The organism is Micromonospora sp. CPCC 205539, assembly GCF_036906815.1.
Classification (GTDB): domain Bacteria; phylum Actinomycetota; class Actinomycetes; order Mycobacteriales; family Micromonosporaceae; genus Micromonospora.
Genome location: NZ_JBAKHW010000008.1, coordinates 165153 through 189638 on the forward strand (window position 1 = coordinate 165153; position 24486 = coordinate 189638).

18 protein-coding genes are annotated in these 24486 nt (G+C 73.5%); 8 read left to right on the forward strand and 10 right to left on the reverse strand.

What is annotated here, in order from left to right; genetic code table 11:
• Window positions 1–564 (reverse strand): Rv0361 family membrane protein, encoded by a 564-nt coding sequence (locus V6V47_RS10295; protein WP_334627952.1) that lies wholly within the window; start codon window positions 562–564, stop codon window positions 1–3.
• A gap of 194 nt (window positions 565–758) precedes the next feature.
• Between V6V47_RS10295 and V6V47_RS10300 the strand changes: the two genes are divergently transcribed.
• On the forward strand, window positions 759–3320 hold the full coding sequence (locus V6V47_RS10300) for an FtsK/SpoIIIE domain-containing protein (RefSeq protein ID WP_334627863.1): 2562 nt from the start codon (window positions 759–761) through the stop codon (window positions 3318–3320).
• A gap of 25 nt (window positions 3321–3345) precedes the next feature.
• Window positions 3346–4065 (forward strand): hypothetical protein, encoded by a 720-nt coding sequence (locus V6V47_RS10305; protein ID WP_334627864.1) that lies wholly within the window; start codon window positions 3346–3348, stop codon window positions 4063–4065.
• Between the two features lie 108 nt (window positions 4066–4173).
• On the opposite strand, the gene folE is transcribed toward V6V47_RS10305, so the two are convergent.
• From folE to V6V47_RS10325, 4 genes are all read right to left on the reverse strand, one after another.
• Window positions 4174–4791: a GTP cyclohydrolase I FolE gene (folE, locus tag V6V47_RS10310; protein ID WP_334627865.1), complete on the reverse strand. Its 618-nt coding sequence runs from the start codon at window positions 4789–4791 to the stop codon at window positions 4174–4176.
• 34 nt (window positions 4792–4825) lie between these two features.
• Window positions 4826–6844 (reverse strand): ATP-dependent zinc metalloprotease FtsH, encoded by a 2019-nt coding sequence (ftsH, locus tag V6V47_RS10315; protein WP_334627866.1) that lies wholly within the window; start codon window positions 6842–6844, stop codon window positions 4826–4828.
• A 475-nt stretch (window positions 6845–7319) separates the two neighbouring features.
• A complete protein-coding gene (hpt, locus tag V6V47_RS10320) occupies window positions 7320–7895 on the reverse strand; it encodes a hypoxanthine phosphoribosyltransferase (protein WP_334627867.1) in 576 nt (191 codons plus the stop codon).
• 100 nt (window positions 7896–7995) lie between these two features.
• Window positions 7996–8145 (reverse strand): hypothetical protein, encoded by a 150-nt coding sequence (locus V6V47_RS10325; RefSeq protein ID WP_334627957.1) that lies wholly within the window; start codon window positions 8143–8145, stop codon window positions 7996–7998.
• A 138-nt stretch (window positions 8146–8283) separates the two neighbouring features.
• Here V6V47_RS10325 and V6V47_RS10330 point away from each other — a divergent pair, with 138 nt between their 5' ends.
• Window positions 8284–9246 carry a GlxA family transcriptional regulator gene (locus tag V6V47_RS10330; RefSeq protein ID WP_334627868.1) on the forward strand — a complete coding sequence of 321 codons (963 nt, stop codon included), beginning with the start codon at window positions 8284–8286 and terminating at the stop codon, window positions 9244–9246.
• Window positions 9247–9264: 18 nt separating this feature from the next.
• On the opposite strand, the gene tilS is transcribed toward V6V47_RS10330, so the two are convergent.
• The 3 genes from tilS to dacB form a co-directional block, all read right to left on the reverse strand.
• The gene (gene tilS / locus V6V47_RS10335; protein WP_334627869.1) at window positions 9265–10257 is read right to left on the reverse strand and encodes a tRNA lysidine(34) synthetase TilS; all 993 of its coding nucleotides are present in this window, start codon (window positions 10255–10257) and stop codon (window positions 9265–9267) included.
• 10 nt (window positions 10258–10267) lie between these two features.
• Window positions 10268–11338: a zinc-dependent metalloprotease gene (locus V6V47_RS10340; protein ID WP_334627870.1), complete on the reverse strand. Its 1071-nt coding sequence runs from the start codon at window positions 11336–11338 to the stop codon at window positions 10268–10270.
• A gap of 104 nt (window positions 11339–11442) precedes the next feature.
• Window positions 11443–12981: a D-alanyl-D-alanine carboxypeptidase/D-alanyl-D-alanine endopeptidase gene (gene dacB, locus V6V47_RS10345; RefSeq protein WP_334627871.1), complete on the reverse strand. Its 1539-nt coding sequence runs from the start codon at window positions 12979–12981 to the stop codon at window positions 11443–11445.
• 1232 nt (window positions 12982–14213) lie between these two features.
• On the opposite strand from dacB, the gene V6V47_RS10350 reads away from it, so the two are divergent.
• Window positions 14214–14720 (forward strand): inorganic diphosphatase, encoded by a 507-nt coding sequence (locus tag V6V47_RS10350; RefSeq protein ID WP_334627872.1) that lies wholly within the window; start codon window positions 14214–14216, stop codon window positions 14718–14720.
• Window positions 14721–14751: 31 nt separating this feature from the next.
• Here V6V47_RS10350 and eccD read toward each other — a convergent pair whose 3' ends face one another.
• The gene (eccD, locus tag V6V47_RS10355; RefSeq protein ID WP_334627873.1) at window positions 14752–16155 is read right to left on the reverse strand and encodes a type VII secretion integral membrane protein EccD; all 1404 of its coding nucleotides are present in this window, start codon (window positions 16153–16155) and stop codon (window positions 14752–14754) included.
• Window positions 16156–16256: 101 nt separating this feature from the next.
• Here eccD and eccCa point away from each other — a divergent pair, with 101 nt between their 5' ends.
• The 4 genes from eccCa (at window position 16257) to V6V47_RS10375 (ending at window position 23241) form a co-directional block, all read left to right on the forward strand.
• Complete coding sequence (gene eccCa, locus V6V47_RS10360) at window positions 16257–20246, forward strand: type VII secretion protein EccCa (RefSeq protein ID WP_334627874.1); 3990 nt, start codon at window positions 16257–16259, stop codon at window positions 20244–20246.
• 74 nt (window positions 20247–20320) lie between these two features.
• Window positions 20321–21661: a type VII secretion-associated serine protease mycosin gene (mycP, locus tag V6V47_RS10365; RefSeq protein ID WP_334627875.1), complete on the forward strand. Its 1341-nt coding sequence runs from the start codon at window positions 20321–20323 to the stop codon at window positions 21659–21661.
• 55 nt (window positions 21662–21716) lie between these two features.
• Window positions 21717–22496 (forward strand): phosphatase PAP2 family protein, encoded by a 780-nt coding sequence (locus V6V47_RS10370; RefSeq protein WP_334627876.1) that lies wholly within the window; start codon window positions 21717–21719, stop codon window positions 22494–22496.
• Window positions 22497–22533: 37 nt separating this feature from the next.
• The gene (locus V6V47_RS10375) at window positions 22534–23241 is read left to right on the forward strand and encodes a phosphatase PAP2 family protein (protein WP_334627877.1); all 708 of its coding nucleotides are present in this window, start codon (window positions 22534–22536) and stop codon (window positions 23239–23241) included.
• Between the two features lie 6 nt (window positions 23242–23247).
• Here V6V47_RS10375 and V6V47_RS10380 read toward each other — a convergent pair whose 3' ends face one another.
• A complete protein-coding gene (locus V6V47_RS10380; protein WP_334627878.1) occupies window positions 23248–24426 on the reverse strand; it encodes a MarP family serine protease in 1179 nt (392 codons plus the stop codon).
• Window positions 24427–24486 lie beyond the last annotated feature (60 nt).

The following is a 24486-nucleotide window of genomic DNA, read 5'->3' on the forward strand; positions in this document are numbered from 1 at the left end:
TCAGCTCGCTCGCGCGCCGCCGCAGACCCGCCAACCATCGTCATCCTCGACCACGTCAAACGTCCAGTCCTCTCGTCGACTGCTCCTAGGAACGCCAGCGGAAGATCCGGCAATCGTCAGTGTCGTGCCGACAGTTTCGCCGTCAGGGAACGAAGTTCTGGTCAACGGGCCCCAACTGACCCGCACGGTCACGTCGAAGTTCGACTCACGCTGTTGCATTTCACGACGGAGCTCTCGCACGGCTTGGAGGTCAGCGCTGCCCGCGCAGGTGTAGAGGTCGGCGCGCGTGTCGTTGCGATCCACCAGGAACGCGCGCAGATAGTTGTCCACCACCACGTCTGGCGCGCTGCGGTCCGGCGCGGACGCGCGGTCGTACCACACGTAGGCGGCGGCGACCCCGCCCAGGCAGAGCAGTGCGAGCACCCCGGCGACCACGGTGAGCACGGTCCGCAGGCGGCGGCGCGGCTGCTGCGGCGCTGGAGCTGCCGGGGCGTGCGGCAGCTGCTCGGATGGTGCCCGCTGGGCCGGTACGCGAGAGACCTGGGAACCGGCGGGGGGCTGCACTGATTCCACCTCCTGACGTTAACGGCTGGACGCTCCGGAGCCAATGCCTCAGATCCAGCGGATCGTGACGGACCCCTCCCCACCGGTGAGATCCCCGACAACACCGGCGCACCGCCGCAACACCTCCCGGAGGAGTGCGCCCGGCGGGGGTACCGTCTCTGCTCGGAAGGGGTTACCAACCTCGGACAGAGGGGGTGGACGCGGTGGCCGGTCCGAAGGGACGCACGAACCGCGCCGCAGCCCTGCACCGCCGGGCGGCAGCTGTCGCGACCGCTGCCGCCGGCATCCTCGACGAGACCCGCCCGGCTCCGGCTGACCAGCGCCGCCAGTACGACTTGGCTGATCGGCTGCGGGCGGTCGCCGCGCGGCTGGCTCCGGGTTGGGCCGGTGCGGCCCTGGATTCGCTGGCCGTGGATTCTCCTGCGGGTGACGGCCCGCCGCCCTTCATCCGGGTTGGTACGGCAGCGCCACTGGACGACGCCCGCTTCCCCGCGTTGGTGCCGCTGGTCGGCGCCGGGCATCTGAGTGTGGACACCGATGCCCGGGAGCCGCGGGTGGCGGGTCTGCTCCGGGCTGTGCTGCTGCGGGCGCTGGGTGCGGCGCCGGCGGGTGCCCTGCTGGTTCGGGCGGTGGACGCCACGGGCACCGCGCTCACCTCGTTCGGAGCGCTGGCCGACGCTGGCCTGCTGCCGCCTCCGGCCGTGGACGTGGCGGGCCTGCGCGCGGTGCTGACCGAGGCGGAGCAGTGGGTCACCCCCGGGGCGAGCGGCCGGCGCCGACACGACCGGACGCTGCTGCTGGTGGTCGCGGCGCTGCCGGAGCTGACCGGGCCTACCGACCTGGCGCGGATCGAGGCGTTGGCCGAGCAGGGGCCGACCGCTGGGCTGCACCTGCTGGTGGCCGGGTGGCCGCCCGCCGGCCCGTACGCGACCCGCGCGCCACTGCCACACGCCACGCCACTGGTCCTGCGCAACGCGTACGGGCTGCTCGGCGCTCCTCCGGGTGCGTCGTTCGCCGGCCCGGGCTCGGATCCACCGGGTGGGCTGAACTCGCCGGTCTTCGTCGAGGCGGACCCGCCGGCGAATCTCGTCGACGCGGTGTGCCGGCGGCTCGCCGCGCAGGTGGAGGCGGGTTCGCGGTTGGGCTTGGCGGAGTTGCTGCCGACGACCGACGAGCAGCTGTGGGCGTCGGATTCGGCGGACGGGCTGACCACGACGGTCGGTGACGCCGGAGGGCGGGCGGTGGCGCTGGGCTTCACCGAGCTGACCCCGCACTGGCTGGTCAGCGGCCGGTCCGACGCTGGCCGCGCGGCGTTCCTGACCACTGCGTTGCTCGGGTTGGCCGCTCGGTACGGCCCGGACGACCTGACGCTCTACCTGGTGGACCTCGGTGACGGCGAGTCCTTCGTGGAGTTCCTCCAGACCGAGCGCGACCGGTCCTGGATACCGCAGGTACGGGCTGCCGCGATGGCCGCCGACCGGGAGTACGTCCGGGACCTGCTCGACCAGTTGACGGCCGAGGTGCGGAGCCGGGCGGAGGCGAGCGAGCGGGCCGGTGGGCAACGCTTCGCGGAGCTGCGTCAGCATCGGCCGCTGCCTCGGATCGTCTGCGTACTGGACAATCTGCCGTTGATCTTCGCGGAGCGGGACCGGCTGGCCAGTGAGATGGCGGCCCAGTTGGACGGGTTGGCCCGCACCGGCCGGGCGTACGGCGTACACCTTGTGCTTGCGGGCGCGGGTGAGCTGGGGCTGAGCGGCCGGGCGGATGCCGGGCACCGGGATTCGGTTCTCGGGCAGTTTCCGGTGCGGGTGGCGTTGCCGGGCGGCGGCCCGGTCTTGGAACCGACCAACGACTCGGCAGCCGGGCTGCCCGTGGGCAGCGCGGTGGTGAACACCGCCGGTGGGCTCGGCGGCCCCCGTGGCGCGACCCGCGGTCATGAGCGGCTGATCCGCCATCCGGACCCGCAGGACCACCCGGAGGTGGTGGAGCGGCTGCGACACGAGCTGTGGGGGGCCCGGCCGGCCGGCTCGGTGCCGCCGGTGGTGTTCGCGGGGTACGCGCGGCCACTGCTGGGCAATGACCCACGGCACCGGGCGGCCCTGGCTGGGCAGGCGCACGCGCCGGCCGCGCTGCTCGGCCGGGCGGTGGGGGTGACCCGCTCGACGGTGGCCGTGCCGCTGGGGCCGGCGGCGGGGCGCAACCTCGCCGTGCTCGGATCCGGCGCGGCGGCCGGCGGGCTGCTGGCGACGGCGGCCCGGAGCACCGCGAACCACCACCCGCCGGGCACCGCCCGGTTCCTGGTGGCCGCACCCGACCCGGGTTCCCGGCCGCTGGCGGAGGCGCTGACGGCCGAGCTGGCCGCTCGGCACCCGGCCACGATGGTCGACCTGCCGACGCTGCTCGCGGACGGGGACAGCGACCTGCCGACATACCTTGTGGTGTTCGGGCTGGACCGCCCGGGGCCACGGGAGCTGCCGGTGGACCGGCTGCGCGCGCTGCTGCGGGACGGGCCGCCGGCGGGTCGGCATCTGCTGGGCTGGTGGCGTGCCGTGCCGTCCTTCGCCGCGTTGCTCGAGCCGGAGGGTTCGGTGGACAAGCTCGCCGCAGTGGTCGTGCTGGACGTACCGACGGCTCAGCTCGCCGCGGTCTTCGGCCGGCCGGTGGAGTGGCGGCCGCGCCCCGACCGGGCGGTGCTCTGGGACGGTCCGGACGAGCGGGGCACGGTGCTGGTGCCGTTCGCCGACGAGGCCGGGTGATCCGACGGTGCGCGCGGGGGTGGGGATGGATTCGAACGCGACGGTGACCGGGCCGGGCCGACAGCGGGCCGCCGAGCCGGGCGACGACGTCGCGCCGGCCGGTGTGGAGCCCACCACGGCCTGGTCGGAGTATCTCGCGGCAGCCCGCCAGCTCGATGGGGTACGCCGCGGCGCGGCGGCCGCCGCGGGCGAGCAGGCCCGGTCGGCGGAGGCTGCCCGGGAGGAGCTGACCGTTGTCCGCACCGGGCTGGCGAGCCAGCAGGAGCGACTGCGGGCGCTGGGCGTACCGGCGATCTCGCTGGTGCCGTCTCCGCCGGAGCTGACCGAGGCGGCGCGATCGATGGCCGGTGGGCCGGCGGCCGTACTGGCGGCGCTACGGGACGCCCGGAGTCGGGCCGAGGCGGCGGACGCGACGCTGGCCGCGCGCGGCCGACTCCGCCCGGCGACCTGGCCGCCGCGGCTGCGCAATCTCCTGGTGTACGGGCCGTTGGCGCTGCTGGTGCCACTGATCCAAATCATCGTCTACGCGGCGACCGGGGTCGGCGCGGCCAGCGTGGCGGCGTTGATCTGTGGTCTGCCAATGCCGGCGGTCGCCTTCGTGGCCGGCTGGATCGGCCTCGGGCGGGTGTTCCGCGCCAACCCCGGCGAACGGCTGGACCGCACGGTGCGCTTCGGTGCGCTGGTCTGCCTGGTGCCGGCGGTGCTGGTCACGGCGGGCCTGTTGCTGGCCCTGCTGGCGGGCTGACCTTCCGACGTCGGCGGTCCCGGCGACTGAGCACCCGGCCGGTCCGGAAACGGATCAGCCGGCCGTCCCGGGATGGGGTCGGCCGGCTGTTCGAACGTTCCGGTGGTGTCAGCGAGGAATGATCAGCGCCATCGCCTCGGCCCGCGACTTGGCGTCCTGCTGGAGGGTCCCGCGCACCGCCGACGTGATCGTCTTGGCACCGGATTTCTGGATGCCGCGCATCGCCATGCACATGTGCTCGCACTCGAGCACGACGACGACGCCGCGTGGCGCGAGCTTGCTCATCAGCAGGTCGGCGACCTGTGAGGTGAGGCGCTCCTGCACCTGCGGTCGCCGGGCGAAGACTTCGACCAGCCGAGCCAGCTTGGACAGGCCGGTGATCCGTCCGTCCGGGCCGGGGATGTAGCCGATGTGGGCGCTGCCGCGGAACGGCAGCAGGTGATGCTCGCACAGGCTCATCACGTCGATGTCCCGGACGATGACCAGCTCTTCGTGGTTGGCCTCGAAGGTGGTGCTGAGCACCTGGGCCGGGTCGACCCGCAGGCCGGCGAAGAGTTCGGCGTACGCCCGGGCGACCCGGGCCGGGGTCTGCTGGAGTCCGTCGCGGTCCGGGTCCTCGCCGACCGCGATCAGGATCTCGCGGACGGCCTTCTCGATCCGGCCGAGGTCGACCGCGTCCTCGACGGGGCGGCCGGTCAGCTTGCCGCTGATCAGCCGCGCGGCCACGTAGTCCAGCTCGTCGTCGCCGTCGGGTCGTTGCTCAGTGCGTGCCGTCCGAGTTGTTGGACGGCGTGCCGCCGCCGACCGACGCCTGCGCGCCGTCGGCCTGGGCCTGCGCCTTGAGCTTGTCCTTCTCCGCAGGGGTGAGCACGGGCGGCTCGGTGGAGGGCTGGCGCTTGCCGAAGCCGTTGTACGGGGCCAGCGGCGGGCGCTTGACCACCCGGGCGCAGATCCGGGCCATGTCGGCCGTGGAGAGGGTCTCCTTCTCCATCAGCTCGAGCACGATGCTGTCCAGGACGTCCCGGTATTCCACCAGGATCTCCCAGGCCTCGTCGTGCGCCAGCTCGACCAGCGCCCGCATCTCGCCGTCGATCTCGGCGGCCACCGAGTCCGAGTAGTCCCGCTCGTGGCCCATGTTGCGGCCGAGGAACGGCTCATCCCCACTGGTGCCGTACTTGATCGCGCCGAGCTTGGAGCTCATGCCGTACTGCGTGATCATCGCGCGGGCCAACTGGGTGGCCTTCTCGATGTCGTTGCCGGCGCCGGTGGTCGGCTCGTGGAAGACCAACTCCTCGGCGGCCCGGCCACCCAGCGCGTACGCCAGGGTGTCGATCATCTCGGCGCGGGTCTGGGTGTACTTGTCCTCGGTGGGCAGCACCAGGGTGTGGCCCAGCGAGCGGCCACGGGACAGGATCGTCACCTTGTGCACCGGAGCGGCGTGCGGCAGCGCCCAGGCGACCAGCGCGTGACCACCCTCGTGGTACGCGGTGATCTTCTTTTCCTGGTCGCTCATCACCCGGGTCCGTCGCTGCGGACCGGCGATCACCCGGTCGATCGACTCTTCCAGCGAGTCGTTGGTGATCGCCCGCTGCTCCTTGCGGGCGGTGAGCAGGGCCGACTCGTTGATGACGTTGGCCAGGTCGGCGCCGCTGAAGCCCGGGGTACGCCGGGCCACCGCGTCGAGGTCGACGTCGGGCGTGAACGGCTTGCCCTTGGCGTGCACCCGCAGGATGGCCTTGCGGCCCTCCATGTCGGGGGCGTCCACCGGGATCTGCCGGTCGAACCGGCCCGGGCGCAGCAGCGCCGGGTCGAGGATGTCCGGCCGGTTGGTGGCCGCGATCAGGATGACCCCGCCCTTGGTGTCGAAGCCGTCCATCTCGACGAGCAGCTGGTTGAGCGTCTGCTCCCGCTCGTCGTGACCGCCGCCCATGCCCGCACCACGGTGCCGGCCGACGGCGTCGATCTCGTCGACGAAGACGATCGCCGGGGCGTTCGTCTTGGCCTGCTCGAACAGGTCACGGACCCGGCTGGCGCCGACACCGACGAACATCTCGACGAAGTCGGAGCCGGAGATCGAGTAGAACGGCACCCCGGCCTCGCCGGCGACCGCGCGGGCCAGCAGCGTCTTGCCGGTGCCGGGCGGGCCGAACAGCAGCACGCCCTTCGGGATCTTGGCGCCCAGAGCCTGGTACTTCGCCGGGTTCTGTAGGAAGTCCTTGATCTCGTACAGCTCCTCGACGGCCTCCTCGGCACCCGCGACGTCCGCGAAGGTCGTCTTGGGGGTGTCCTTGGTGATCATCTTCGCCTTGGACTTGCCGAAGTTGAGCACCCGGGAGCCGCCACCCTGCATCTGCGACATGAAGAACAGCAGCAGGAGCACGAGCAGCGCGATCGGCAGCAGGTTGACCAGCAGGCTCACCCAGATGCTGTCCGACGAGACCTTGGCGTCCGCCGGGCCCTTGACCCGGTTGGCCGCCTTGGCGTCCAGCACCTCGTTCCAGACCTGGCTGCCCACCTCGTACGGGAACTGGGCCTCGATCTTGTCGGTGGTGGTCTTGCCGAACTTGGTCTTGTTTGCCAGGTCCAGTTGGAGCGTCTGCTCCTTGTCCTGGAAAACGACCTTCTTGATGTCAACCGTGTGGAGCTGGTCGAGCGCAACGGAAGTGTCCACGCGGTGGTAGCTGGGACCACCGGTGAACAGTTGACTGAGCACAACGGCGCCGAGGATGACCAGGATGATCCAGACCACCGGTCGGCGGAAGAAACGCGTACGTTCCATACTGTTGTCGAGCGCCGGAGCGCCCGCATCCTCCTGATCGACGTCCTGACCGTCTGATGGTGTGGCCGCGGTGAGCGGCGGTCGCAGCCGCCATGCGGGCCGGCCTCGACCCCGAGGCGCGAAACTGCCGCGCCGCGGTCATTCGACGGTACACCGTGTACGCGAGGAGTGAGCTTGCGAGCCCCGCACTCGGCACACCGCCGCCATCGACGGCGTGCACCGTGAGCAGGCCCGCCAGCCCCGCACCGAAACGTACGGCGGGTCCGGGTAGGGACCGGCGTGGCGGGGAGTCCGGCCCGGCCACTCGAACGCCCGGTCGAGCGCTCGAGGAGGTCGGGGCGGAGTTACCTCCGCGCCACCGGGCTACACGGTAACCGGAACAGCTGAGAGCGCGCTGAACGTCGGCTTGATGGATGTTGATGCGAGTCGGCTTCACCGCCACCGGAGGCGGTGGACGCTCCGGCCCGGGCCGGCGTCAGGACCGGGCGTAGACCTCGGGCTTGAGCACGCCGACGTACGGGAGCTCCCGGTAGCGCTCGCCGAAGTCCAGGCCGTACCCGACCACGAACTCGGTCGGGATGTCGAAGCCGACATACTTGACCGGAACCGGCACCTTGACCGCGTCCGGCTTACGGAACAGCGCGACCACCTCGACGCTCGCCGCCGAGCGGGACTCCAGGTAGCGCAGCAGCCAGGAGAGCGTCAGCCCGGAGTCGACGATGTCCTCGACGACCACGACGTGCCGGCCGGCGATGTCCCGGTCCAGGTCCTTGAGGATGCGCACCACCCCGGAGGAAGTGGTGCCCTGGCCGTAGGACGAGATGGCCATGAAGTCGAGTTCGGCCGGGGGGCCGTTGCGGCCCAACGCCCGGGCGAAGTCCGCCATGAACATCACCGCGCCCTTGAGCACGCAGACCAGCAGGAGACCGTTGTCCACGTGGGCGTAGTCGGCGGAGACCTGCTTGGCCAGCTCCGCCGTCTTCTCGCGGATCTGCGCCTCGGAGATGATCACGTGGTCGATGTCGGCGTCGTACCAGGAGCCGTCAGCCATGACTCCTAGCCTGCCGTACGTCAGATGGCTTCCGTCGGCGGGGCCGCACCTTTTGGCGCGGTCCCGCCCGGGATTTTCACCGCAAAAAACCCAAAACACATCAGCTGGTACGCGACCGCCAGCGGCGGCCGTCGTCGGTCGGCTTCCAGTCGGCCGAATCGTGACTGTCCTTGGTGAGGCCGGCCGCCGAAGCGGCGACGAGCAGGACGAGGAAGAAGAGGAAGAGCAGGAACTCCATGGCGGCGCTCACTTTCGCATGATTGCTGTTGGTTTCGCCGCCGGTGCGCACCGGACTGACACCAGTCTGCGACCCCGCGCGCCGACCGGACAGTGGCAGAGATGCCATTGGGCATCGATTTTCTGCCATCTATCGGGTTACCCTCGTCACATGCTTCGCTCCGTCGCCGTCCTCGCCCTCGACCAGGTAGCTCCCTTCGAGCTCGGCGTACTCGCCGAGGTGTTCGGCACCGACCGGACGGCCGACGGCTTCCCGGCCTACCGCTTCCAGGTGTGCAGCCCGGACGGTGCCCCCGTGCGCACCTCCTCCGGCTTCCACCTCACCCCGCACGCCGACCTCGGGCCGGTGGAGGACGCCGACCTGGTGGCCGTACCCGCGCACCACCAGGGCACCACCGTCCCCGGCCCGGTGCTCGACGCGCTGCGCCGAGCCGACGAGCGGGGCGCGTACCTGTTCAGCGTCTGCTCCGGCGCATTCCTGCTCGGCGCGGCCGGGCTGCTCGACGACCGGGAGTGCACCACCCACTGGCGGTACGTCGACGAACTGCAACGCCGGCATCCGCGGGCCCGGGTGCGCTGCAACTCGCTCTACGTCCAGGACGACCGGTTGCTCACCAGCGCCGGCACCGCCGCCGGCATCGACGCCTGCCTGCACCTGATCCGGCAGGAGCACGGCTCGGCCACCGCGACCCGGCTGGCCCGACGGATGGTGGTCCCGCCGCACCGCGACGGCGGCCAGTCGCAGTACATCGAGGCGCCGATCCCGAAGGCCCCCGAGGCGCCCACCCTGGAACCGGTGCTGGAATGGCTGATGGGTCACCTGGACCGGTCGATCACCGTGGAGGAGTTGGCGGCCCGGGCCGACATGGCGCCGCGCACCTTCGCCCGCCGTTTCCGTGCCGAGACCGGCACCACCCCGCACGACTGGCTCACCAACCAGCGGGTGCTGCTCGCCCGGCGACTGCTCGAGGAGACGCCGCTGAGCGTGGAGGCGGTCGCCGACCAGGCCGGCTTCAGCGACGCGGCGGCGCTCCGGCACCACTTCAGCCGCCGGGTCGGCGCCACCCCGCACGGCTACCGGACCACGTTCCGGGACCGCGCGCACAGCGGCTGAGGCCGACCGGGGATCGTTTCAGCAGCCGGGGGCGAGTGCCAGCCGGTCGGCGCGGCGGAGCACCCTGGGCCCCCCGGGCAGGTCGGTGGGGCCCTGCCCGTGCCACGCGGTGACCAGGGCGTCCAGCGCGGCGACGTGCCGGTACGACAGCGCACCCGGCGAAGCGCCCAACTCACGCGCCCAGGCGTGTAGTACCCGGCCGCGTACCGCAGGGGCCAGGTCGGCCAGTTCCGGCACCCGGAGCCCGCCCTCGGGATGCCGGGCCGCCGCCAGCGCCGCCTCCGCCAGGTCGTCCAGGGCGTCGTTGTCGGCCGCCACCAACCGGGCGGTACGAGCCAGGTTGTCCAGCACCCCCGGGCCCAGAGCGCGCACCAGCGCGGGCAGCGCGTCGGCCCGCACCCGGGACCGGGCGTACGCCGGATCGCTGTTGTGTGGGTCCTCCCACGGGGTGAGCCCGAGCACCGCGCAGGCGGCACGGGTCTGGTCCCGACCGACCGCCAGCAGTGGGCGCAGCAGAGGCACCCCGCCCAACCCCCGCCGGGCCGGCATGCCGGCCAGTCCGCGCGGCCCGGCCCCTCGGGCGAGCGCGAGCAGCACCGTCTCCGCCTGGTCGTCGCGGGTGTGCCCGGTGAGCACCGCGACCGCGCCGTATTGCCGGGCCGCCTCGCTCAACGCCTGGTAGCGAGCCTCCCGAGCGGCCGCCTCCGGCCCGCCCGGGCGACCGGCCACCTCGACCCGGACGGCCTCCACGAGCGGGAACCCGGCACCACGGGCCCAGGTCGCCACCGCCTCGGCCCGCTCCGCAGAGCCGGTCTGCAAGCCGTGGTCGACAGTCACCAGGCCGGTGGCCAGGCCGAGCCGGGGAGCCACGAACACGGTGGCCACCGCCAGTGCGAGCGAGTCGGCGCCGCCGGAGCAGGCGACCAGCACCGGCCCGGCAGCCGGCAGCCCGGTCAGCGCGCTGCGGACCGCCACCCGGATCGCGGCCACCGGCGGGGCGAGCGCGGCCACCGGCGGACGGTCAGCCGGCAGCCGGGACGGTGCCGGCGGGGCCGTGCACGCGGGCCACCCAGGCGTCCGGGTCGCCCAACTCCGACAGCCGAGGCAGGGTCAGTGGCGAGTTGAAGATCGAGTTGAACCCGTCCATGCCGACCCGCTCGACCACGCCGTGCACGAACTTGCGCCCCTCGGCGTACTGACGCATCTTGACGTCGACCCCGAGCAGCCGGCGGATCGCCTTCTCCAGCGGGTTCCCCGCCTCACGGCGCCGGTTGAAAGACGCGCGGATCTTCTCCACGCTCGGGATCACCCGCGGGCCGACGCCGTCCATCACGAACTCGGCGTGCCCCTCGAGCAGGGTCATCAGCGCGGTGAGTCGGTCCAGCACAGCCCGCTGCGCCGGGGTCTGCACGATGTCCAGCACGCTGGCCCGGCTGTCCGGCTCACGGACCGCCTCGGACAGGGTGGCCACCCCGCGACGCAGCCGCTCGACCAGGTGCTCGCCGCCGCTGGACGAGGCGTCCACGAACGCCTGCACCTCGCCCAGGAAGTAGGCCCGCATCCACGGCACGGCGGTGAACTGGGTCCGGTGGGTGACCTCGTGCAGGCAGACCCAGAGCCGGAAGTCGCGCGGGTCGGCGCCCAGCTTGCGTTCCACCTCGACGATGTTCGGCGCCACCAGCAGCAGTTGGCCCGGGTCACCGGAGAAAACCTCGTACTGACCGAGCACCCGACCGGAGAGGTACGCCAGGACGGTGCCGGCCTGCACACCGGTCAGCCGGGACCCGATGGCCTCGGTCAACGCCCCCGGCTGCTTGTCGCCGGAGAGCCGGCTGACCAACGGAGTGATCACCTCGCGCAGCCCGGCGATGTTGGCGGCGGCCCAGTCCCGCCGGTCGACCACCCGCACCGGCGGGTGCGCCACCTGCGCCCGCAGCCCCGTGTAGTCGGCCACGTGCCCGGCCGCCTCCTCGGTCAGCCGGCGCAGGTCGCCAACCACGTCGGTGGCCTCGGCGTACGACACCCGAGGGCCAGACTTGCTCAACGCCCCCGCGGTGGCGGCGGCCAGATCCCAGTCCACGAACTGCGCCATGGACCCACCGTACCCGCGCCGCGACACCCCGACCCGGGCTCGCGCGAGCGATCGACGCCGACCGTGGCTGCGTCTCGGGCCGGAACGTCCAGCTCCGGCGGGGGTCAGTGGCAGCCGCAGGCGGCCAGCGCGGCGGCGATCCGATCCAATGCCGGCTGGGCGGCGTCGATGCCGTCGGGTGGTGCATTGTCGGTGAGGACCGCGAAGGTGAGCAGCCGCCCGTCCGCCGTGGTGACCAGGCCGGCGATGGAATGCACCTTGGTCAGCGTGCCGGTCTTGGCCCGCACGGCGCCCGCCCCGGCGGCAGTGCCGGCGGCACCCCGGTAGCGGTCGTCCAGGGTGCCGGACCAGCCTGCCACCGGCAGACCGCCGAAGGTGCCGGCAAGCTCGGGATGGTCGGGGCTTGCGGCCAACCGGATCAGATCGGTCAACAGTGACGGGCTGATCCGGTTCCGACGGGACAGCCCACTGCCGTCCGAGAGGGTGATCTCGTCGGCGGGCAGGCCCAGCGTGGCGACCTCCGCGTCCATCGCGGCGGCGGCACCATCGAACGAGGCCGGCTGGTTGCGGGCCAGCGCGACCTGACGGGCCAGCGCCTCGGCCAACAGGTTGTCGCTCTCGCCGATCATGATGTCGACCAACCGGATCAGCGGCGGGGACTGCACCACGCCCAGTTCGGTGCCGGGCGCGGGGGCGCCGGCGCCGGTGGTCTGGGTCGGGGCGGTGCCGCGCTTGACCGCGCTGGTCGGCACGCCCAGCAGACGGGCGAACGACCGACCGGCGGTCAGGTCCGGGTCGGCGACCCGCTGGGCGCCACCGTGTGCCGCACCCGGGTCCTTGCGTGCGCCGTCGATCATCAGCGCGGTAACGGCACCGCCGTACCCGCCGGTGGGGATGTCGTCGTCCCAGCCCGGGCCGTAGACCGGGCCCGAGTAGACCGAGCCGTCGACGACGATGCTGGTCGGGGCGGTGCCGCCGAGCGCGGTACGCACCTGGTTGGCCAGGTCGTCGAGGCGCGCCGCGCCGGGGTAGTAGCCCTTCTTGCCGGCCGAGAGGGTCGGGTCGCCGCCACCGATGATCACCACCTCGCCGGGCTGCGCCCCCGCCACCGCCCGGGTGGGGATCCGGTAGCCGGGCCCTCGGGCGGCCAGCACGGTCACCGCAGTGGCCAGCTTGGTCACCGAGGCGGGCACCGTCCCGTCGTCCGCACCCTTTGCGTACAGCGTCTGCCCGGTGGTCACGTCGGCCACCGAGACGTTCACCCGACTACCCAGGGCGGGCACCCCGACCAGCGGCTCCAGCGCGGCGCGGACCGCCTCGGGGGTGGGCAGCGGTGCGTTCGAGTCCGGTCCGGCGAGCACCTCGGACGGGTTGGGCTCCGGGGTCACGCCGGCGGCGGCCGGCGAGGGCTCGGCGTCTTCGCCCAGCCAGCCGGCGACCGGGCCTGGCCGGGTCACGACCACTCCGACCCCGGCGAGCACCAGGAATAGCACCACGGCCAGCACCAGCGGCAACCGGCGGCGGCGTGACGCTGCGGGTGCGGGGGCCGGCCCGTCGCCGGCGGACGCCGGGTCCGGCACGTCACCGGACGGCGCGGGCAGTGCGGAGATCGGCGGCCCCAACGGCGGTACGCCAACCGGCATCCGGACGGTCGGCCCGTCACCGGACGCCGGGCTGGTCGGCAGCGAGCTGGTCCCTGCCGGTCCGGACGGGGCGGTCGGGGTCGAAATCGGGCCAGCCGAAGCCGAGCCACCCGGCGCGGGACCGGCCGGGATGGAACCAGTCGGAGCGGGACCAGTCGGGGCCGTCGGGGCCCGGCCCGTCGGAGCAGGGCTGACCGAGGGCCGGCCGCCCGGGGCAGGGCCAACCGGGGCGGTGGCGTTCGAGGCCGGGCTGACCGGGGCCCGACCAGTCGAAGCGGAGCCGACCGAGGCCCGGCCACTCGGGGCCGGGCTGACCGGGGCCGAGCCGTTCGGGGCTGGCCTAGCCGGGGCGTTCGGGGCCGGGGCGCTCGGGCCCGGACCAGCCGAGGCATTCGGGGCCGAGCCGTTCGGGGCCGGACCAGCCGGGGCCCGACCGGCCGAGGCCGGGCTCACCGGGGCCACGCCGGACGAGGCAGGACCAGCCGGGGCCCGACCAGTCGAGGCCGGGCTCACCGGGGCCACGCCGGACGAGGCAGGGCTCACCGAGGCCCGGCCGGCCGAAGCAGGGCCGACGGCAGCCCGGCCGGTCGGAGCGGGGCTGCTCGAGGCCGGGCGACCGGGGGCAGGACTCGTCGGGGCGGGGCTACCGGGTCCAGCGCTGGTCGAGGCAGGGCCACCGGGGGCCGAACTGCCCGGGGCAGGGCGGGTCGGGGCCGGGCCACCAGAGGCCGGGCCACCAGAGGCCGGGCCGGTCGGGGCCGGGCCGCCCGACGCGGGGCTGGTCGGGGCAGCAGGGTTCCCACCCGGCGCTGCGCTCGTCGGCCGGTTGCCGTCGCCGACCGGGTCACGGCCGGTGGTCGGGTTGCCGGAAGCTGACGCGGCCGGCGGCCGCCAGGGCGGCGGCGGGGGACGCTCGGGCACCGTCCCCGGCGCTGCGACCGCCGGGGTGGGCGGCTCGGGAGCCCGGGGGAACTGGGCTTCGGGCACCGGGACCCGCCCAGTGGCGCTGCCGGAGCCAGATCGTCCGGTACCGCGTCCGTCGCCCCCGTCCGGGCGGTAGTGTGAATCTTCCCTCCCCACGACCCCCTCCTCCCCCAGCGAAAATCGGCTTGGGTGACACTACTTCGGTCCGAAGACTATGCGGCGGCCGGAGTCGGCGGGTGGGCATTCACCTGTCCGGAGGGGCGCCAGTGGTTCCGTTAGCCAGCGTGGGCAGACGAGGGAGCGTGCAGATGGATTTCGACGTGACGGTTGAGATCCCCAAGGGTCACCGGAACAAGTACGAGGTGGACCACAAGACCGGCCGGATCCGGTTGGACCGCACCCTCTTCACGTCCACCCAGTACCCGGCCGACTATGGGTTCATCGAGGGCACGCTGGGCGAGGACGGCGACCCGCTGGACGCGCTGGTGCTGGTCCCCGAGCCGACCTTCCCGGGCTGCCTGATCCGCTGCCGCACCATCGGCATGTTCCGGATGACCGACGAGAAGGGCGGCGACGACAAGGTCCTCTGCGTGCCCTACGAGGACCCCCGCCAGGAGCACCTCCGCGACATCCACCACCTCGGCGAGTTCGACCGGCTGGAGATCCAGCACTTCTTCGAGGTGTACAAGGATCTGGAGCCGGGCAAGTCGGTCGAGGGCGCGACCTGGGTCGGCCGTACCGAGGCGGAGGCCGAGATCCACGCCTCCTACCAGCGGGCCAGGGACGCCGAGGCGCGCGGCGACGTCATCCACTGACGAACACTGACGCACCGGGCCCGGGAGCCGCTCAACCGAGCAGCCCCCGGGCCCGGTCGTACAGGTCGAGCACCGCGCAGGCGACCGGCACGACGGCGACCACCAGGGCCGTGTCGGTGAGGTCCGCGATCCGGCCCAGGTAGGGCGAGACCGGCCGGCGGGCGTACCCGGTGCCGGCCGCGACGGTCAGCAGGGCGAGCGCCGCCCCACCGAGGACCAGCGCCAGCCGCCCGACGTCGTCGACCCGGCCAACCAGGACCGCGCCGAGCACCGCGAAGCCGGCCAGCCCGGCGAGCACCGGCGGCACCCGGTGCCGCAGAGCCACGAACAGCCGCGAGCGCAGCAGCAGCACGGCCGAGGCCACCGCCACCAGCACCCGCCCGGCCGTCCCACCGGCCACCCCGAGCACCACCGCCGCGGCCACCGCCAGCAGGGCGTGCCCGAGCAGCATCCCGGTGAGCATCTCCTCGGTGCGGGTCACCGCCGCATGCACCCGGCCCCGGTCTGGCAGGTCCCGGACCCGCGCCGGCTCGGCGTCGGGTGCGGCGGCCGGCAGGGTGATCGGCGGCAACGGCAGCTTTCCCAATCGGATCGCCAGCAGCGGGATGACCCCGATGGCGAAGATCAACGCGCTGAGCAGCACCGCCGCCGTGCCGGCCGGGGCCAGCAGCAGCCCGCCGAGCGCTGCCCCGGCACCGACCAGGCCGACCGTGACGCCGGCCACGAAAACCCGCAGCCGGCTGGCCACCCCGAGGAACCCGAGCAGCGCGACCAGCAGCAGCGCCACCGAACCGGCCAGCAGCTCGGCCGCACCGACCCAGCGGGCCGGCCCGAACGGCCCGACCGGGTCCCCGGAGCCGACCGCGAGGGCACCGGCCGCGAACGCGTACGGCAGGGCGTAGCCGCCGAGCGTCGCCCCCGCGACGCCGTCGCCGTTGGCGCGGGAGGCGACCGTGCCGGCCACGGTGAGCAGCAGCGCCACCACGGCCGACGCCGGCCAGCCGGCCCGGTTGGCCGGACCGGCGGCGAGCAGCGCGGCCAGCCCGACGGCCAGCGGCACCGCCGCACCGGTCAGGGCGGCCGCCCGAGTGGCGGCCAGTGACCAGGCACCGCCGCGACGGCGGGCGCCGTCCGCAATCGCCTCCACCACGTCGTCGTACTCCAGCTCGGGCCAGTGCGCGCGGGCCGGCACCAGGTGCAGCACCTCGCCGTCGCGGACCCCCTGCGGCAACAGCGCCTGGGCGGTCGCCAACAGCGAGCCGTCGGTACGCCGCAGCACCCAACCGCCGTGCCGTTCGCCGTCGTCGGCCAGCCCGACACCAGCGTGCCGGAGGACGTCGGGCAGCAGCTCGGCGAGGGGCACCTGCTCCGGCAGGGCGACGTCCACCCGTCGTTGCGGTGCGCTGATGGTGACGCGGGCCAGCCCGGTTGTCATCGACTGATCTCCATATCGAGGAGGATCGGAGGCTGCGCGGACGACAGGACTTTACCTACCATGAGCCAGGCTCGGGTTACCCAGCGCTGTCAGGAGGCCGAGTGTCCACCGTCGTCATCAAGCGTCCGCCCCGCCGGCCGGCGCCGGAGATCCCGGCCGGTGAGCTGCCGGTCGAGGCACCGCCGGAGATCCCCGCGGTGACCGGTGGGCGCTGGCAGCAGATGCTCATGCTGCTGCCCATGCTCGGCGGCACGGTGGCGATGGCGATGATGTTCGGCCGGGGCGGCGGCGCGTACTCGTACGTGGTGGGCGGGATGTTCGGGCTGTCCTCGTTGGCGATGCTGGTGACCTCCTGGGGCAGCGCCTCGGGCACCCCGAAGAAGTCCGAGATGATGGCCGCGCGCCGGGAGTACCTGCGCCACCTGGCCACGCTGCGCCGCCGGGTCCGGCAGACCGCCGGGCAGCAGCGGGCCGGGCTCTACTACCGCCACCCCGACCCGGGCCGGCTGTGGTCGACGGTGGACAGCCACCGGGTCTGGGAGCGGCGTCCCGCCGACCCGGACTTCGCGGTGGTGCGGGTCGCCGTCGGGCCACAGACGCTGGCCACTCCGCTCGTTCCGCCGGTCACCCGGCCGCTGGAGGAGTTGGAGCCGATGACCGCCGGCGCGCTGCGCCGCTTCTTGGACGCGTACTCCGTCGTGCCGGACCTGCCGGTGGCCCTGTCGCTCCGCAGCTTCGCCCGGGTGCACGTGCGGACGGCCGGGCGGACCGGCGGCGGCACCGCTGCGGCCGGCGGCGGGCCGCCCACGGGCGACCCGGCGGCGCAGGCGCTGGTCCGGGCCGTGCTCACCCAACTGGCCGTGTTCCACGCACCCGACGAACTGCTCGTCGCGGTCTGCGCCGGGCCGGAACGACGGGCCTTCTGGGAGTGGGTGAAGTGGCTTCCGCACGCCCACCACCCCGGCCAGTTGGACGCACTCGGCCCGGTACGGCTGGTCACGAGCTCCGCGGCCGAACTGGAACGGCTTTTGGCCGACGTGCTGGCCAGCAGGTCCCGGTTCAGCCCGACCGGTCCGGCCACCGACGGCCCACACGTGGTGGTGATCCTGGACGGCGGTGACCTGACCGGTGCCACCGATCTGACCGGCGACGGCGGCATCGACGCGGTGACCGTCCTGGATCTGGACACTCCGCCGCCGCGCCTACTCGACCGGTACGCGCTGCTGCTGGAGCTGCGGGGCCGGCGGCTGTACTCCTGGTCCATCGAGGGGCACGCCGAGGTGGGCACCGCCGACCAGCTCGACGTCGCCGACGCCGAGGCGGTGGCCCGGCGGCTGGCGCCGCTGCGGCTGGCCAGCGCGGCGCGCGGCGCGGACGCTCCGCTCCAGGCCGAGCTGGGCCTGCCCGAGCTGCTCGGGCTCGGCGACCCGGAGAGCTTCACCGCCGAGCAGGGCTGGACGCCCCGCTCGGCGCGGGACCGGCTGCGGGTGCCGATCGGGGTGGGTGCCGACGGCGGGGCCATCGAGCTGGATCTCAAGGAGTCCGCGCAGGATGGGATGGGCCCGCACGGCCTGCTCATCGGCGCCACCGGCTCCGGCAAATCCGAGCTGCTGCGCACCCTGGTGCTGGGGCTGGCCGCCACGCACAGCTCCGAGCAGCTCAACTTCGTGCTGGTCGACTTCAAGGGCGGCGCCACCTTCGCGTCGTTCGACCGGCTGCCGCACACCGCCGCCGTGATCACCAACCTGGCCGACGCGCTGCCGCTGGTCGACCGGATGGTGGACGCGATCAACGGGGAACTGGTCCGCCGACAGGAGCTGCTGCGACGGGCTGGGAACTTCGCGAGCGTGCGCGACTACGAACGGGCCCGGGCGGCCGGCAGCCCGCTGGCGCCGTTGCCGTCACTGCTGCTGGTCTGCGACGAGTTCTCCGAGTTGCTCTCCGCCAAGCCCGACTTCATCGACCTGTTCGTGCAGATCGGCCGACTGGGCCGGTCGCTCGGCGTGCACCTGCTGCTCGCCAGCCAGCGCCTGGAAGAGGGGCGGCTGCGGGGGCTCGACACGCACCTGTCGTACCGGATCGGGCTGCGTACCTTCTCCGCACTGGAGTCCCGCACCGTGCTCGGGGTGGCGGACGCGCACGAGCTGCCCCGCTCGCCGGGCCACGGTTATCTGCGCGCTGGCACCGACCCGCTGGCCCGGTTCAAGGCCGCGTACGTCTCCGGCGCGGTCCGCCGCCGGGCCGGGACGGTGGGCGCCGCCGGCGGTGATGGCGCCCGCCTGCTCACCTTCACCACCCACGTCGTGCCGGTGCCCGAGCCGGTCACGCCGGCCGTGCCCGTCGTGGCCGAGGAGGATGCCGGCCGGGAGAGCCTGCTCGACCTGTTGGTGGACCGGCTCGCCGGGCAGGGACCGCCCGCGCACCAGGTCTGGCTGCCGCCGCTCGGTCAGCCGCCGGCCCTGGACGAGTTGCTCGGCCCGGTCGAGGTGGACCCGGCGCGTGGGCTCACCGTCGGCAACCCGGAGTTGCACGGTGCGCTCGGGGTGCCGGTGGCCGTGGTGGACAAGCCGCTGGAGCAGCGGCGGGACCTGCTCTGGCTGGCGCTGGACGGTGCGGCCGGGCACGTCGCGGTGGTCGGCGCGCCACAGAGTGGCAAGTCGACCGCTCTGCGCACGCTGATCTGCGCGCTGGCGCTCACCCACACCCCGGCCGAGGTGCAGGTCTACTGCCTCGACTTCGGCGGCGGTGGGCTGGCCGCGCTCCGCGACCTGCCGCACGTGGGCGGGGTGACGGGTCGCGCCGACCCGACCGCCGTGCGACGCACCGTCGGCGAGATGACGACCCTGTTGGCCGAGCGGGAGCGCCGCTTCGCCGAGCTGGGTGTCGAGTCGATGGCGGCGTACCGGCAGCGCCGGGGGGTGGCGGGGGCGGTGGGCCAGGCGGGCGCCGACCCGTTCGGCGACGTGTTCCTGGTGATCGACGGCTGGACCACCCTGCGCGGCGAGTACGACGACCTGGAGCCGCTGGTCACCGACCTGGCCACCCGGGGCCTGTCGTACGGGCTGCACGTGGTCGCCACGGCGCTGCGCTGGCTGGATTTCCGCCCGGCCATCCGAGACCTGTTCGGCTCCCGGCTGGAGCTGCGCCTCGGTGACCCGGCCGACTCGCTGGTGGCCCGGCGGGCAGCCGCCAACGTGCCGGAGCGCTCGGGGCGGGGCGTGACCGCGGAGAGCCTGCACTTCCTCACCGCGCTGCCGCAGCTCGCCGCCGCCGGCGGAGACACCGCCGACCTGATCAAGCGGGTCTCTGGCAGCTGGGCGGGTCCCCGGGCGCCCCGGGTCCGACTGCTCCCGCCGGTGCTGCCGTACGCCGACCTGGACCTCGCCTCGACGACCGCCCTGTGCCTGCCGATCGGCATCGCCGAGGCGGACCTGCGCCCGGTGCTGCTCGACTTCGCCACCGAGCCCCACTTCGTGGTCTTCGGGGACGCGGAGTGCGGCAAGTCGTCCTTCCTGCGGGCGCTGGCCACGTCGATCATCACTCGGTTCACTCCCGAGCAGGCGCGGCTGATCCTGGTCGACTACCGGCGCAGCCTGCTCGGCGCCATCGAGACCCCGCACCTGATCGGTTACGGCACGGCCGCGGCGCACACCGCCGACCTGGTCGAGTCGGCCGCGGGTTACCTGGAGCGGCGGGCACCCGGCCCGGAGGTCACCCCACAGCAACTGCGCGACCGGTCCTGGTGGACGGGGCCGGAGCTGTTCGTGCTGGTCGACGACTACGACCTGGTGGCGGCCGGGCCGGCCAACCCGTTGCGGGCCCTGGAGGACCATCTGCCGCACGCCCGGGACGTCGGGCTGCACCTGGTGCTCGCCCGCCGCTCCGGCGGCGCGGGCCGGGCCCAGTACGAGCCGATCGTCCAGCGCCTGCGGGAACTCTCCACCGCCGGTCTCGTGATGGCGGGCAGCCCGGACGAGGGCGCACTGGTCGGGCAGGTCCGACCGAGCCCACTACCACCAGGCCGTGGTCGACTGGTCACTCGTCGTGAAGGCGTACGCCTCGTGCAGCTCGCTCATCTGCCGCCACCGTGACCCGTCTGCTCGGTTCTGCCCGTGACAGCCGGGGAAACCGGTAATCTCCGATCGTCATGGTTCCGTTGGGATGAATGGCTGGGGATGTGACTGGGGTTCGGCACAGCTGTCCGGCAGCACCCCGACGGGTGCCCCGCCGGGCGCTGCTCGGTGTGGCGGCAGTGCTCGCCGTCGTGGCCCCGACCGCGCCCGCCGCCCCGACGACGACGCCGGACACCGGTGGGCAGCTCGCCGGCGCACCGATGGCGTTCGCCCCCGGCGACAGCGTGGCCCGTACCGACCAGGTCCGCGACGAGCAGTGGCAGCTCGACGAGTTGCGGGCCGAGACCGCCTGGCAGACCTCGACCGGGCGGGGCGTGACCGTCGCGGTGGTCGACTCCGGAGTGGACGCCACCCATCCCGATCTGGCCGGCCAGGTGCTGCGGGGCGTCGACCTGGTCGACCCGGACGGCAGCGGCAACCCGGATCCGGTGGGGCACGGCACCACCGTCGCCGGCCTCATCGCCGGGCGGGCCGACGACAAACGGGGCGTGGTCGGCCTGGCACCGGACGCGCGGATCCTCCCGGTACGCGTGCTCGACGACCAGAACCGCTACGACGACGCGCTGATCGTGGCCCAGGGCGTGCGCTGGGCGGTCGACCACGGCGCCCGCGTGATCAACCTGTCGCTGGGCGGCAGCGGTGACAGCCCGGCCCTGGCCGCGGCGTTGGACTACGCGTTCGCCCGGGACGTGGTGGTGGTCGCGTGCACCGGCAACCTGGCCACCTCCACCAACTCCAAACCCTGGTACCCGGCCCGCGAACCGGGCGTGGTCGCGGTCACGGGCCTGGAGGGCACCAGCGACAATCTGTGGTCCGGGTCGATCACCGGCCGGGCGACGGTGCTCAGTGCCCCCGCCACCGGCCTGGTCGGTGCCCGCCCCCCGGCGGGGTACTGGCGGGTGCAGGGCACGAGCTTCGCCGCGCCGCTGGTGGCGGCCACCGCCGCGCTGGTCCGGTCCCGCTATCCGTCGATGTCCGCCGGCGAGGTGGTGAACCGGCTGCTGACCACCGCCCGCGACATCGGCCCGACCGGGCGGGACGACCGTTTCGGGTACGGAGCGGTGGACCCGGTGGCCGCCCTGACTGCGCAGGTGTCGCCGGTGACCGCCAACCCGCTGGACGACCTGACCTCGCCGGGGGTGGCCGGCTTCGGGTCGGCCCCCGGTTCCGCCGACGACGATTCGGCGGCCGGCGCCGGCAGCGACCCGCTCGGTCTCACCGCACCGCGCCAGCAGACCCATTGGAAGGCCCGGGCGGCGGGCGTCCAGGACGACTCGGCGCCGGAGCGGCTCTGGACCGGGGCGACGCTCTTCGTCGCCCTGGTGACCGGCGCGGCGCTGATGGTGCGCCGGTTCCGCCAGCGGCTCCGCTGAACGCGACCCGCCGCGGCAGGCCTGCCCACACCACCGACGGGGTACGACCGATCGCATGAGTACGCCCGTGACCTCGACCCACCACCCGTCCTGGCGGCGACGCCGCCTCGACCCGGATCACGCGCTGGGCCTCCGGTTGACCCTGGGCGCGACGGCGGTGTTCCTGGTGCTGGTGCCGTTCACGCTGCTCGCGCTGCTGGTGCTGGGGGCCTGGGCACCGCTGCATCGGCTGGACATGGGGGTCACCCACGCGCTGCACGGTCACGCGCTCGACCACCCGGCGTGGGTTGCGCTGATGCGGGTCTGGACCAACGTCTTCTCGCCGATGCCGCTGCGGGCGGTCATCCTGCTCGTGGTGATCTGGCTGCTGCGCCGGGGCGCCCGCCGGCTGGCCCTCTGGGTGGCCACGACCATGGCGGCGGGTGGGTTGTCCGGTCCGCTGCTCAAGCTGCTCGTCGGCCGGGACCGACCGGAGCTGCTCGACCCGGTGGCCCGGGCCGCCGGCTTCTCGTTCCCCTCCGGGCATGCCCTGAACGCCACCCTGGCCGCGGGGGTGCTGCTGCTGGTGTTCCTGCCGTACGCCGGGCGCGGGGTGTGGCGGGTCGCGCTCTGGGTCGCCGCGCTGCTGGTCGCCGTGGTGACCGGACTGAGCCGGGTGGCGCTCGGCGTGCATTTCACCAGCGATGTGTTCGGTGGCTGGCTGCTCGGTGTGGCGGTGGTCGCGGCGACCACGGCTGCGTTCACCAGTTGGCGGGCGCACACCGGCCTCCGGCCGGTGAGCCCGGTCCGCGACGGTGTCGCGCCCGAGGTGGAGCGGCATCCGGACGCGGCCTGAGGCGTGACGACGGCGCCGACGGGGTACTGGCCGGCGCATGTCAGACACCCTGGTCCAGATCCTCCGGCGGGTGCTGCTGCCGGTGTCCCTCCTCCTCGGCGTGATGGTGCTGCTCGGGGTGCTGGTCACCCGGGTGCTCACCCGGACGTGGCCGTTCACCGTGGAGGACGCGGTGAACAGGGAGCTCGCGGCCGACCGCACCAGCGGGTGGAACGACGTCTCGTTGGTCTTCAGCACACTGGCCAGCACCCAGATGATCGTCGTGGTCACCGTGCTGGTGGCGTTGGCGCTACGGCTCTGGCTGAAGCGCTGGCGGGAGCCTCTGTTCCTGTGCGCGGCGGTGACCGCCCAGGCGCTGGTGTTCCTGCTGACCACGATGGCGATCGACCGGCGGCGGCCGGCCGTGGAGCACATGGATGTCTCGCCGCCCACGTCGAGCTTCCCGTCCGGGCACACCTCGGCGGCTGTCGCGCTCTACGTCGGTATCGCCGTGCTGCTGGCGCTGCGGGCGTCCAGCACCGGGGCAAAGGTCGCCTGGTGGACGCTGCTGCTGATGGTGCCGCTCGGCGTGGCGCTGACTCGCATGTACCGGGGGATGCACCACCCGAGCGACGTGGTGGCGTCCTTCATCAACGGTGGCACCTGCGTCGCGGTCATGGCGCGAGCGGTGCTCGACCGAGGTCTGCGGTGGGGACGGACGAAGCTGCCCGCCGTGGACCGACCCGTCGCGACGGCTAGGAGCTGACCGCGCTCAGGTGCACTCGCCGGTGTCGACGCCCCGGTTGCGTTCGGCGCCGGCCAGTGCCACCGGGCGGGCCTCGGCGGCGGTCACCGCGAACCCGGTGTTCGGATCGTCGGCCGCCGCCGCGAAGATGACGCCGAGCACCAGACCGTTGGCGGAGACCAGCGGGCCGCCGGAGTTGCCGCTGCGGACCAGCGCCCGGATCGTGTAGATCTCCCGCGTGACGTCGCCGGAGGAGTAGATGTCCGGTCCGGTGATCCGGTCGACGTCGCGGAGACGCGCCGACTGCGCGTTGTACGGTCCGTCCAGCGGGAAGCCGAGCACGATGGCGTCGGAGCCGCTGCCCGCGTTGCCGGCCGCGAACCGCAGCGACGGCCCGGGCAGCCCGGGGACGAGCAGCACGGCCAGGTCCCGGTTCGGGTCGTAGACCACCACCTCGCCGTCGTACCGCTTTCCGTCCAGCTCCACCGACACCGAGCGGGTACCGGCCACCACGTGCGCGTTGGTCATCACCCGGTCGTCGGCGTAGACGAAGCCGGACCCCTCGATCCGACGCGAGCAGCTGGGCGCGGAGCCGAGCACCTTGACCACCGACCGCTTGCCGTTGACGACCACCTGAGAGCCGGCCAGCGCCGGATCGGGCGGGTCGACCTGCCGGGCCCGGGTCGGTGCGAGGTTCCCGAAGACGTCCGGGAAACCGTTGGTGTTGACGGTGTCCTCCAGCGCGGTGGAGAGCTGGTGGGCCTGCTCCGGCAGGACCCGGTTCACCACCGTGATCAGCGCGCTGTTGCGTACCGAGGCGGCGATCCAGGGCACCGAGGACGAGCCGAGCGGCACGGCGACCAGCCAGGCGAGCAGGAGCACCGCGAACAGCGAGACGAACGCCCCGCCGACGTCGTCGACCCGCTTGCCCACGTCACTGGTGATCGTCTTGCGCAGGTGCGAGCCGAGCCAGCCAGCCAACGCCTGACCGACCACGGCCAGCCCGAAGATCGCCACCAGTGAGATCAGCACCCGCGCGCCGGCGTCCGCGAACTGCCGGGCGAACAGCGGCCCGAGCTGGAGGCCCAGCAGCAGACCCAGGAAGAAGCCCGAGAGCGACAGGATTCCGATGACGAAGCCCTGGCGGTATCCGCTGATCGCGAACACGAGCATGAGCAGCAGCAGGACGAGATCCACGACGGACACGGGTCAAGCGTACGGGCAGCGCGCCCCCGAGATGACCATCGCTTGCGGAAGGTGACCGGG